General features: G+C 66.0%; 8 protein-coding genes. 6 read left to right on the plus strand and 2 right to left on the minus strand.

Annotated features, from left to right (window positions below; genetic code table 11):
• Complete coding sequence (locus JK358_RS35735; RefSeq protein ID WP_201957322.1) at nucleotides 1-1,479, plus strand: hypothetical protein; 1,479 nt, start codon at nucleotides 1-3, stop codon at nucleotides 1,477-1,479.
• On the opposite strand, the gene JK358_RS35740 is transcribed toward JK358_RS35735, so the two are convergent.
• Nucleotides 1,480-2,424, minus strand: coding sequence for a C40 family peptidase (locus tag JK358_RS35740; RefSeq protein ID WP_201957325.1), 945 nt, complete (start codon nucleotides 2,422-2,424; stop codon nucleotides 1,480-1,482).
• A gap of 189 nt (nucleotides 2,425-2,613) precedes the next feature.
• Between JK358_RS35740 and JK358_RS35745 the strand changes: the two genes are divergently transcribed.
• A complete protein-coding gene (locus JK358_RS35745; RefSeq protein ID WP_201957327.1) occupies nucleotides 2,614-3,696 on the plus strand; it encodes a hypothetical protein in 1,083 nt (360 codons plus the stop codon).
• 313 nt (nucleotides 3,697-4,009) lie between these two features.
• Here JK358_RS35745 and JK358_RS35750 read toward each other — a convergent pair whose 3' ends face one another.
• A complete protein-coding gene (locus JK358_RS35750; RefSeq protein ID WP_201957330.1) occupies nucleotides 4,010-4,237 on the minus strand; it encodes a hypothetical protein in 228 nt (75 codons plus the stop codon).
• A 376-nt stretch (nucleotides 4,238-4,613) separates the two neighbouring features.
• Between JK358_RS35750 and eccA the strand changes: the two genes are divergently transcribed.
• From eccA to JK358_RS35770, 4 genes are all read left to right on the plus strand, one after another.
• Complete coding sequence (gene eccA / locus JK358_RS35755; RefSeq protein WP_201957346.1) at nucleotides 4,614-6,368, plus strand: type VII secretion AAA-ATPase EccA; 1,755 nt, start codon at nucleotides 4,614-4,616, stop codon at nucleotides 6,366-6,368.
• Between the two features lie 12 nt (nucleotides 6,369-6,380).
• The gene (gene eccB / locus JK358_RS35760; RefSeq protein ID WP_201957362.1) at nucleotides 6,381-7,931 is read left to right on the plus strand and encodes a type VII secretion protein EccB; all 1,551 of its coding nucleotides are present in this window, start codon (nucleotides 6,381-6,383) and stop codon (nucleotides 7,929-7,931) included.
• Complete coding sequence (eccCa, locus tag JK358_RS35765) at nucleotides 7,928-11,923, plus strand: type VII secretion protein EccCa (RefSeq protein WP_201957377.1); 3,996 nt, start codon at nucleotides 7,928-7,930, stop codon at nucleotides 11,921-11,923. Before eccB ends, eccCa begins: the two co-directional genes overlap by 4 nt.
• Before the next feature lie 92 nt (nucleotides 11,924-12,015).
• Complete coding sequence (locus JK358_RS35770) at nucleotides 12,016-12,330, plus strand: PE domain-containing protein (protein ID WP_201957386.1); 315 nt, start codon at nucleotides 12,016-12,018, stop codon at nucleotides 12,328-12,330.

The raw sequence follows: 12,330 nt of genomic DNA on the forward strand, positions 1-12,330 counted from the left end.
ATGACCTCAACCACAGCCCGCAACGATCAGAACAGCGTGTTCCAGCCCGCGACGGTTCGTATGATCGCCGACGCCGAGCAGGTGTGCCGGCAGCTCATCGACCTCTGCCGCTACACCCGGCCCCCAACGCCCATCGACGCTCCCCGCCGACTGCCTCGACATGTCGCCGACACCTCGACCATGAATGGCGCACTCATCGACGCCTACACGCTCGCGGTCGATCAGGTACAACGACAATCTGATCGGTTCGTCGCGCACAAGGGCGAATTGCAGTGGGCCATCACCCAGGCCCAGCGCATCCAGACGACCACCCTCGAATCCGTCGAGACCACCACCGCGGACATGCGCGCCTCTCTGCGTGACTTCGCCACCAGAGCCACCTACAGAACCGACGACGCCATCGGCGAGAAACATCGCGAGCTCGCCCCCGACTCCGAACGCGCCGTCCAGAAGCTGTTGAACGACACCGTGGCCACGGTCGAGAACACCGTCCGCGCCGCGACCAAAGCCATCACCGACCTCGCGGCAGACCTCTCCGACCCCGACCCCCGGTCCTCCGCCGACTCCGGCAGCAAGAACCGCCGGGATTCGACTCCGCGACAGCCCGCGAACTCCCGCGAACCCGGAGACCATCCCACCTACACTCCGCCGCCAACTCAGAGCCCAGGACCCGAGCCGTATGTGCTGGACGACTACCCCGATCTGCAGGGCACGCTGCTCGACGACGGTGGCCAGACCACTGGGCTGTCGGCACAGACCTCGACCGATCCACGCCTGAGCGCACTGTTCGCGCAGCTCCGCACCGACCTGGCCGCGCTGTCCACGCCCGCGACGAGCACCGGCTCGGGGATGAACATGCAGGACATGATGACCTACCAGATGCTCGCCAATGCCATGGGAACCACCGCCGACCGCGACACCCCTCGCTCGACCCGACGCGACCGCGACACCGAGGAGATCGGATCCGACGAGCCGTCCGCGCCGGCCACCGCGCAAACGACCACCGAACAACCTGCTCCGGCACAGGTCACCGCGACCGGCGACACCCCACCCGCGACCGGTCCCGAACCCGACGCACCCACGACCACTCCGCTGCTGATTCCCGGCTTCGAACAGGATGTCCCCCCGACCGTTGCCCAAGCGGCACAACGAGAATGGAACAATCACGGCGGTAGCGATGCCGTGAACGCCTACCGCGGCACCGCATGGGGCAACACCGAAAACTGGACCCAAATCGGAGAAGCCGAACTTCGAACCGGCGACGTCGTCGAGTGGGAGCATCGCACCAACCTGGTGATCATGAAAGACGGTGTGGCGCACATGATGTCCGGTCAAAACATCGTGCCCATCAACCTGGCCGCCCCCTACGACGACGGCCACGGCGCCTACGGCAACTACCAGCGTTACCTGCGCCCCAGCGGCGCCGAAGCCACTCAGCCCGCCGCTACCGGCGGCAATGCCGCGCCGGTGCAAGTGTGATCACAGCACTCGCCGGACTACCGCGTCCGGTGACATCGGCGTCCACTTCACGGTCGAGCCGGTGTAGGGCGCCTCGATGACCCAGCCACCGCCCGCAGCCAGCTGCACATGCTCGGGCCCCCGCCCGCTGAACGACGAGCCCGGGAACACCAGATCACCCGGTCGCACGTCCCGAGGATGCACCGCCACACCGGTGTTGATCTGGTCATAGGTGGTACGCGGCAAGATCACCTCGCCGTTGCTGGCGCGCGCAATCGCGTACTGTGTCAGCCCCGAACAATCGAACCCCCCGCCACTGGGTCCGTTCGCCCCCCCGCCGCCCCACACATACGGCAGCCCCACGAAATGGTCCGCCGCCCGGACTGCCGCCGAACCCGCTGTCCGATCGCCGGTGACAGCGCGGCGCGAGGTCGTGTTCGCATTGACGCGCACACCGCGAGATCTCGAGCCGCGCCGACGGACCGGCCGTCTCGACCTCGTGCGACGCGCCGGGGCGACCGGGGCGGTGATCCGTGATGCCTGTTGCTGAGCAGCTGCGGCATCTCTGTTGACCTGCTGAGACGCGCCCTGCAGCAGGGTTTGCGCCGAGTCCATCAGAGCCACCGAGCGGATGGCCGGATGAGCGATGGCAGCAATGGCCTGCAACCGGGACCGGAACTCCGCCAGATGATCGTCGACAACCTTGCGCCCCAACGCCGTCCCCGCCGCGGCATTGGTCACCACCGAATGAACGAACCCATCATGCGACGACAGAGACGCGATCTCCGCACCCTGCTCCGACACCACCTCGGCGTAGGCGCGCGACGCGAACAGCTCCGCGGCACCCGACAGGCCCGGCATCACTGGCATCACCAGCGGCGAGCCGGCTTCCGACGGTCCACTCGCACCGTACAGGCCCAATAGGGCACGCAACGATTTCTCGGTGTCGGTTTCGAAATCCGTCATGTGACCGAACCACTTTCATTCACGATCGATCACCATCGCGATCTTGCCGATATTGTCACTCGCGTCTACCCACCCCAATATCAGCTTGCTTCCCACCCTGGGGAAGCCTGCGACACGCGACGATTCGTGTTCCCAACGCCGAGAAGCGATAAGACTGAAGCGAATTCGAATACGCGCGAGGAGCGGGGAATGACAACCAGTGTGACCGACAGCGACGCCACGACGAATCTCCTCGATTCGGCGGGCAAGTCCATCATTCCGATGGTGGCGCGCTATCGGGTGCAACTGATCGAAACCCCCGAGGACCGTAGTCGTCTGACGACCGTTGTCGGGCCAGCGATAATCAAGATCATCGACAAAGCCGAGAGCGTCTTCCGATGCTCACTCGACACGCTCGGGAGAGGAGGCGCATCACCCCCACCGCCACCGAAGACGAACCCGGTCCGCGTCGACAACAAACAGGCCCGCACCACGGTCATCAGTCAGGCTGTCGAGGACTACACCAAGGCAGAAACCTTCCTCGATAATCGAATCGTCACGATGCGCAGCCTCGACACCAGCGTCGCGAACTCCTCGGTGCTGGTGTGTTCGAACGGTCACAGAACCCGTGACGCGATAATCAAGATCGTCGACGCCCTCAAGGCCCACATCGCCACGCTCGTACCTCGCACCAAACCTCTGACCACCAGCGAGAAGTACTCGCTCATGACCCGCATCATGGACGACATCGACACCACCTACCAGCTGATGTGGGATGCCCTCAAGGCCAACCTCGATGTCGCCGACGGTGGCGGCGGGGGGACGGGCCGCCAGAGCCGGGATGGCGCCGGCACGGGGTCCGGCAGTGGCGGAATCATGGACATGATCAGTTCACTGATGGGTTCCCTTGCGATGCCGTTGATGCTGGCAGCGCAAGCAATACCCGACGTCATCGAGAAGCTCAGCGAGGCTCAGGACGACGCCAAAGACGACAAGGACGAGGACAAAGGCAAGCAGCCCGACGCCGCGGCAGGCCAGCCACAACCCGAGTCAGCGGCGCCTGCTCCTGCTCCAGCGCCGGTGCCTGCGACTTCGCCCGCCGCCGACGCCGCGGCACCTATCCCGAACCCGCCCCCGGTCACTCCGGTGGATGCCAACGCCCAAGCCGCTACGACTCTGCCCGCGGTCACGTTCGGACCGGGCACTCAGGGATCCCGCGATCGCCGGAATGCGCAATCGCCCGAACCCGCACCGAAGACCGACCCCGAAGACCCTGCCGAAAGCCCCACTTAACCCGAGTTGGTGGCGTCGCGGTCGGAGGGTGTTCGAGCGCGCGCACCTGTCGGGAAAGTCGGGGGAGGGAGAACGACAAGGGCGGGGCACCGTGAGTGGAGGAGGAGCGGCGGCCGCAACGAGTGCTGGGGGGCATTCACGGCCGCCGCTCATTCGGACGTACCGCGGGGAATGGAGGGAAAGGCGGTACGTCCGAATTCTGCGGTGATGCGAGACAGCGCACACCGCAGGAATGAGAGGATCCGCCCGTCGGCCGACGATCCACGCATATCTTAACGGTGTTTGACGGCACGATCAATAGCGTGCCTATAGATCAGCCCTGGAATGTGCGGTGCGAGTCGGGCACGATCCGCCCCAGAGACACCAGCAGGTCGAACGCCGCGGACTTCTCCCGGCAGGAACCGACCCGACACGCACGGTGGCGCTGCATCACCTGATGGGCGCGCACCACCGCGTCGCGGGAGAGGTTCGTGGCCGCAGGCTGGGGAGACCTGCATTCGGCAGCCCACGAGACCACATCCCGATGAACTCCGACAATCATTGCGCCACTGTGGGATCCGTGACGCGGTCGATGCGGATATGGGCGCAGGCATACAGCTGTGATGGTGAGACAGAACGCAATAGTGGCCGCGATTGCGAACCAATGCCAATCGAACATGGAACGACCGCCTTCGGCGACGGTGATCGGGGGTCGGGGAGCAGCGCGGAAGCGTTCGGCGACTCCGAGGATCATTGAATAGGATGCAAATTACGATACGTTCAATAGCGGCACATTAAATAGTGATACGTTTACCGGCTGTGGGAATGATCGTCCTCGAACCACCACTTGCTTCCCATCGCTGGGAAGTCTTCGTCCGCAGGCGCGCGCACCGCGCCGATATCGTTCGGCCAAGCCAGATCAGCGGAAGGGAACCCGAGTGTCAGCGGCCGAAGACGCGTTCTACACCGGCGTACAGTGCCTCGGGTTGATCGCCGGGGGAGTGCTCAACGAAACCAACGCCACCGCGGCGTTTCGCGCAGCCACCGAGCTGGACCCCGACATGTGCGACGCCTGGCTCGGGCGCGCGATGGCCGGCGACATCACCGCCGAAGTGATCTACGGAGCCTTCCGGTCGGTCCACAACCTCTACCGCGACCAACAGAAGGCCGGGCTGGTCGAAGGAAGCCTGTGGTGTCAGACCGACATCGGCATCTACGGACTGCGCATGCCCCTGGCAGACCGCGTCCAGATCGCCATCGCCCAGGCCTGCGAATACGCCCGCGCCGGCGAATGGCAAGAAGCAGCCGACATCCTCGACGACCACCGCGACAACGAGATCGCCGGTTTCGTCCGCATGACCTTGGACTTCCGCACCGGACGCTGGCCCGACGTCCTCACCGGCCGCACCCGCCACCCCGTCCTCGACGATCGCCTGCTCGACATCGCCGCGGAGCTGATGTCCGCCCAAGCGCTCGCCCATCTGGGTCGATTCGACGAAGCACTCCCACGCGCCAAACGAATCGTCGAAGACAGCGCCTCGGGCAGCCTGTCCTACCTGTGGGCCGACGCCCACTACCTGCTCGCCATGGTGCTGCGCCACACCGGCGACACCGACGCCGCCGACCGCATCCTGTCGGGCCTGCCCGGATCCGGGCTGTGGGCCGAACACCCCGACTGGCAGAAAGCCGTCCGCGACAAGACCGTCCGGCTCGAGATCACCACCCCCGAGGTCATCGCCTCCCGCACCGACCGCTGGGACCCCCGTTCCGGCGCCGACCCCACCGAGGTCATGGCCTCGGCCGCACGTCGGCAGCGCGACGAACTGCTGCGTGAAGCCTCCGACATCCTCGAGTCCCAGATCGGCATGACCTCGGTCAAGGATCAGGTGCAGCGGCTGCGCGCCAGCATTCAACTCGACCGGGTCCGGGTCACGCGCGGGCTGGCCGTCGATGCCCGCTCCAACCACCTCATCTTCTCCGGACCGCCCGGCACCGGCAAAACCACCATCGCCCGCGTCATCGCGAAGATCCTGGCCGGTCTCGGTGTGATCGACAACGGCGAGGTGATCGAGGCCTCCCGGCAGGACATGGTCGGCACCCATCTGGGCCACACCGCACCCAAGACCAACGCGCTCATCGACTCCGCCCTCGGCGGTGTGCTGTTCATCGACGAGGCCTACACCCTCATCCAGGAAGGGCTCTCCGGTGGCGACGCCTTCGGCCGCGAAGCCCTCGACACACTGCTGGCGCGCATGGAGAACGACCGCGACAAACTCGTCGTCATCATCGCCGGATACGAGGACCAGATCCAGCGACTGCTCGCCTCCAACGACGGGCTGTCCTCACGATTCACCAAACATCTGCGGTTCCCCAGCTACAACCCCGCCGAGCTCGTGCAGATCGCCGAACACATCGCCCGCAGCAAGGACTCGATCCTGTCCGACCAAGCCGGTGAGGTCCTGCGCGACTACTGCGAAGACCTCGCCCAACGCACCCGCGACGGCCGCAGACTCATCGATCTGGTCGGCAACGGACGATTCGTCCGCAACGTCGTTGAAGTCGCCGAATCCGAACGCGACTACCGCGTCGCCCGCGATCACCCCGACATGGCCGATCTGTCCGACAGCGAGCTGATGACGATCGACGCCTTCGACATCACCACAGCGCTGAACTCGCTGATCTCCGCCTCCTAGGAGGGAATTCCGTTGGCGCGCTTCCGCGTAGTCACCCGCCACCAGATCTCGGGATGGCGATTTCTGCTCCGCCGCCTCGAACACGCCCTGGTGCGCCGCGACGCCTCCATGCTCGACGACCCCGGCCGCGGCCGCTCCACCGCCCTGACCATCGGCTTCGCCCTCGCGTGTGTCGTGCTGGCTGGGGCGGCCGTGCTGGCCTTCTTCAAACCGGCCAAAGTCGTCGGCTCCGCACGCATCGTCGCCGACAAGGACAGCGGCGCGGTCTACGTCCGCATCGACGACCGCCTCCATCCTGCCCTCAATCTCACCTCCGCGCGCCTCATCGCCGGCTCACCCGACAAACCGGTCCAGGTCTCACGCGAGGAACTCGCGAAGTACCCCCGCGGCCCCTGGGTCGGAATCCCCGGCGCCCCAGGCAATCTCGTCGACGACCCCGACCGCAACTCCTCCTGGGCGGTATGCGATTCCGCGCAGATCGGGGCAACCGCACCCCTGGACCCGCGCACCGGACTGCCCACCCTGGCTCGATCCACCCTGCGCACCACCGTCATCGGCGCCCCGCTGGTCGCCGACTCCGCCACCACGCGCCCCCTCACCGGCGCGCACGCGCGACTCGTGCGCGGCGACGACACCGTGTGGCTGCTCTACCCCGACCCCGAGACCGGCAGCGGCGTCGTGCGCGCCGCGCTCACACTCGCCGACACCGCGGTCATGCTCGCGCTCGGCCTCGATTCCACCGCACCGGTACTGCCCATCTCCGCGGGCCTGCTACGCGCCATCCCCGAAGTGCCGGCGCTGCGCGTGCCCGAGATCCCCGACCTCGGGCAGAGTGTCACCCTCGGCGGCGGCTACGCCGTCACCGTCGGCTCGGTGCTGACCGTGCCCGCCACCCACGGCGACCCCACCTTCTACCTCGTCTCCAATTCCGGTGTGGTGAAAGTGAGTTCGGTGCTGGCAGCCATGATCCGCAACACCGACACCGGTGCCGGTGCCACCACCCGCACCGTCGCGCCGTCCATCATCGCCGCCGCACTGCGCCCCGGCGGATGGCCCGGCACCGCCAAGTTCCCCACCCGCCCCGCCGAACTGATCGACGAGACCACCAACCCGGTCACCTGCTACCACTGGACCCGCAAACCCGGCGAGAACACCGCCACCACCGGCATGCTCGTCGGCACCCGACTCCCGCTCTCCGACACCGAACGCGCCCGCACCGTCTCGCTGGTCACCGCGCCGGGCTCACACGGGCGCACCGCCGACGCCGCCTACCTGCCCCGCACCACAGGACAATTCATCCAGGTCACCGGCACCGAACCCGACTCCCCACGCCGCGAATCGCTGTTCTGGATCTCCGACAGCGGCGTGCGCTACGGCATCGCCACCGACAGCAACAGCGACACCACCCTGCGCGCGCTCGCGCTTCGTCAACCAGTCCTGGCTCCGTGGAGCATCGTGTCCCTGTTCGCGGTCGGACCGACCCTGTCCCAACAACACGCGCTGCTCCAGCACGACGGCATCCCCGCCAACCCCGGCGCGGCCGGACTCGGAGGTGGCCGATGAGCACTCGCCGTTTCGTGCGCCCGCCCCGGCAGGTCGCCGGACCCAAAGCACCCGCCGTCACCGAACTGCGCCTGCAACCGCCCACCGAGCTACCCCGCCCGGTACCGATGTCCAAACTCCGAATGGTGTTGCCAGTCATCATGATCGCGGCCATGGCCGGAATGATGGTGATGATCTTCCGCGGTGGCATGGGCGCCAACCCGATGACCATGCTGTTCCCGCTGATGATGCTCGTGTCGATGCTCGGAATGATGGGCGGCGGCCTCACCGGCAACAACACCGGCACCGCCGCGAGCCTCAACGAGGAACGCAAGGACTACCTGCGCAGCGTCGCCGACAACCGCAAAACCATCCACGAATCCGAAACCGAACTCCACACCTACCTCACCTACATCCACCCCGGACCCACCGGCCTGAGCCGGCTCGTCGCCGGCAAGAGAATGTGGGAAGTCCAAGCCGCCAGCCCCCAGTTCCTGCGCGTACGCGTCGGTCGTGGACGCATCACCAACCAGGTACGCGTGATCGTCCCCGAAGCCGCCCCGACCGCCGACCTCGACCCGGTCGGCGTCATCGAAGTCACCCGATTCGCCAAGGCCTACTCCACCGTCGGCGGCATGCCCGTGGCCATCAACCTGCTCTCGACACCACAGGTCAGCCTCGACGGCGACCCCGCCACCGTCACCGGTCTGTTACGCGCAATGATCGCCGAAGCCACCGTCCTGCACGGACCCGACCAACTCGCCGTCGCCGCCGTACTCACCGACCCCGACGCCGCCGAATGGTCCTGGCTCAAATGGCTACCTCACACCCAGCACCACAGCACCACCGACGCGATCGGCAGCGCCCGCATGATCTACCGCAGCGTCGCCGAACTGCGCACCGCGCTGCTCGCCGGACTCAACCGCGGACCCTTCTCCGCCAATTCCGAACCCGCCCAAGACCGCAAACACTATCTGCTGATCGTCGATGTCGGCGGCGCGAACACCGACCGCGACATCTCCGGCATCGACGGATGCACCTGGCTACGACTCGGCCGCGCCGACACACACCTCCCACGCACCCTCAAACTCACCGTCGACGCCGAACGCACCCTGCAGGAGATCACCAACCGCGCCACCCGGCGCATCGGCACCGCCGACACACTCTCCGCCGCCGCACTCACCGCCCTGGCACGCCACCTCGCACCCCACCGCCTGTCGACCGTCGTCGAAGCGGTCACCGCCGACCGCGCCAGCACCGGCACGACATGGCCGGAAATGCTCGGTCTACCCGACCCTGGCGCGATCCGCATCGACCAGCAATGGCGCCCCCGCCGCGACGTCGACCGCGCCCGCCTCAACATCCCGGTCGGACACGACCCGACCGGCACCATCGTGCACCTCGACATCAAGGAATCCGCCGAAGAGGGTATGGGCCCGCACGGCATGTGCATCGGCGCCACCGGATCCGGCAAATCCGAGTTCCTGCGCACCCTGGTCCTGTCCGCCATCGCCACCCACTCACCCGACACCCTCAACCTGCTGCTCGTCGACTTCAAAGGCGGCGCCACCTTCCTCGGCTTCGACCGCCTCTCCCACGTCACCGCGGTCGTCACCAACATGGAAGAAGAAGCCGACCTCGTCACCCGCATGGAAGACGTCATCAACGGCGAAATGACACGGCGCCAACGCATCCTGCGCGACGCCGGCAACTTCGCCAGCGTCGCCGACTACGAACGAGCCCGCGAACAAGGCGCCCGCCTGGATCCGATGCCGACCCTGCTCATCATTCTCGACGAGTTCGCCGAACTGCTCGAACAGCACCCCGACTTCGCCAAACTGTTCGTCGCCATCGGCCGGCTGGGACGATCACTTCGCATCCACCTGCTGCTGGCCTCCCAGAAAGTGCCCGCCCACCGCATGGGCGAACTCGAAGCCCACCTGTCCTACCGAATCGCGTTGCGCACCAACCAAACCAGCGACTCCCGCGACGCCATCGGCACCGCCGACGCCTACCACCTGCCCAAGAAGCCCGGAGCCGGATACCTGCGCGTGGGATCCGGTGACCTGCAACGATTCCAGACCGCCTACGTCGGCGAACCGTATCGGCCGATCACCACGCACGGACCCAACCGCGGCGGGCGCACACGCCAACCCAGCAGCGGCTACCGACCCCCACGCCGATTCACCGCGGCCGCCATCGCCGAGACCCGCCCTCCCACACCGCCTGCCGAACCCGCACAACCCGACCTCGATCCCGCCGACACCGAAACCGTGATGGAAACAGTCATCCAACGATTCGGCGGCCACGGAAAACCCGCGCACCGCATGTGGCTTCCACCGTTGAACCAGCCACCCACCCTCGATGCCCTCATCACCGCCGTCACACCGTCCACACTGCGAATCCCCTTGGCGCTCATCGACAAACCACGTCAGCAGCAGCAGGAGGTCTGGTCGGTCGATCTCTCCGGAGCCGGGGGACACCTCGCCGTGGTGGGCGGACCCCAATCCGGCAAGTCGACCGCGCTCCAGACACTGATCCTGTCCGCCGCATTGACCCATACGCCAGAACAAGTCCAGTTCTACTGCGTCGACTTCTCCGGTGGCGCGCTCGCCGCGGTCCGTGGGCTGCCTCATGTCGGCTCGGTCGCCACCGCTCGCGAAGTCGACCGCATCCGACGTACCTTCGCTTTGATCACCGCACTCATCGACCGACGCCAAGCATTGTTCACCGAGCTCGGCATCGACAGCATGCGCCGGTTCCGTGCGTTGCGCGCCGACAATGATCCGCGGATTCGAGGGCGGGACGCCCACGGTGATGTGTTCCTCGTGATCGATGGATGGGATCTCGGGTTCAGCACATCGGGGCCGTACTACGACGACTACACGCGCCCGTTGGAAACCATTGCCGCCCAGGGACTCAACTACGGAATCCACCTGATCGTGTCGAGTTCCCGGTGGATCGCGATCAAGCCGGCCATCAAGGACATGATCCAGACCCGCCTGGAAATGCGGCTCGGCGATACCAGCGACACCGCTTTCCTCGGCAACCGCGCCCTCGTCAATTCCGTTCCGACCAACCGGCCCGGACGATGTATCGCCGCCGACTTGCTCCACATGCTCACGGCCCTGCCACGCATCGACAGTGTCCGCGACGCGGACTCCGCCGCCGACGGGCTCACCCACGCCGTTGCCGAGCTGGCTGAACGCTATCGCGACCGGCGTGCACCCGAAGTGCAACTGCTACCCGACCACATCGACCTCACCGAGATCTATGCTGACCGGCCCGCGCCCGAGAATCTGGCGGCCCGCCTCGAAATCCTTTTCGGGGTACGGGAATCGAACCTCCTACCGGCCTCGATCGACTTCGGAACCTCCGCGCACATGATCGTCCTCGGATCCTCGGGCTCAGGGAAATCGACGGTCCTGTCCGCACTCATGGCATCGATATGCCGGCAGTTCACCCCTGACCAAGCCAAGATCGTCCTGGTCGACTACCGACGCCGACACATCGGTGCGGTGCACGAGGATTATTTGATCGGATATCTCACCAGCGAACGCGACGTCCTCGACGCGCTGCCGTCATTCGTCGAATCGATGCGCACGCGACGACCACCCGACGCCGTCACACCCCAACAACTACGCCAACGATCCTGGTGGAACGGACCCGAAGTCTTCGTCGTTATCGACGACTACCACATGGTGGCCCAACGCGGATCGCTCAATCCGCTCGATGCCATGAAGGAAATCATCGTCGACGCACGCGACACCGGCCTGCACGTCCTCGCCGCCCGCAATATCGCACAAGCCGATTCGGCGATGTACGACAGTGTCCTGGGACAAATGAAGAACATAAACTCCTCCGGCGTGATCCTGGACGGATCACGATTCGACGGAGTGCTCATCGGCGACGTCAAAGCCACCGAACAACCCACCGGCCGAGGAATATTCGTCGAACCACTCCACGGCCGTAAAGACCTGGTGCAGATCGCCTGGGTAGCGCCCCCTGACTAGGCGATATGGCCACACGTCCCACCTGTGGGAATGAAATAACGTCATGAATGCGCGGATAGATCCGAGATCCGCAGTCCGACAGGAGCATTGTGATGTTCGTGGAAGCCGACCCTCGAGAATTCCCCAAAACCAGCGCCACCATGAGTGCCGATCACGCGACAGTGCTGTCCACCACCACAATCGCTGCCAGCCTCATGACACCGGTACCCGCCGCGATCGACGAGGTGAGCGCATTCGCCGCAGCCCAGTTCTCCTCGGCCACGGTCAAACTCGTCGGCGCGGTACTCGACTGGTACACCAAGCAGGAACTCGCCAACGCCACCCTGCCGGTGGTCGGTGCGACCTACCAGCTCGGCGACGCCACCAGCGGGGCGAACGTCGCCATCGCCGGCACCGCCATCCTCTGA

Origin of the sequence: Nocardia acididurans, assembly GCF_016741815.1 — a bacterium.
Taxonomy (GTDB): domain Bacteria; phylum Actinomycetota; class Actinomycetes; order Mycobacteriales; family Mycobacteriaceae; genus Nocardia; species Nocardia acididurans.

Excerpts from the sequence above, each read along its gene's own strand:
- JK358_RS35750 (WP_201957330.1), bottom strand. The coding sequence starts at position 4,237 with ATGATTGTCGGAGTTCATCGGGATGTGGTCTCGTGGGCTGCCGAATGC.
- eccCa (WP_201957377.1), top strand. The coding sequence starts at position 7,928 with ATGAGCACTCGCCGTTTCGTGCGCCCGCCCCGGCAGGTCGCCGGACCC.
- JK358_RS35745 (WP_201957327.1), top strand. The coding sequence starts at position 2,614 with ATGACAACCAGTGTGACCGACAGCGACGCCACGACGAATCTCCTCGAT.
- JK358_RS35770 (WP_201957386.1), top strand. The coding sequence starts at position 12,016 with ATGTTCGTGGAAGCCGACCCTCGAGAATTCCCCAAAACCAGCGCCACC.
- JK358_RS35740 (WP_201957325.1), bottom strand. The coding sequence starts at position 2,424 with ATGACGGATTTCGAAACCGACACCGAGAAATCGTTGCGTGCCCTATTG.
- JK358_RS35735 (WP_201957322.1), top strand. The coding sequence starts at position 1 with ATGACCTCAACCACAGCCCGCAACGATCAGAACAGCGTGTTCCAGCCC.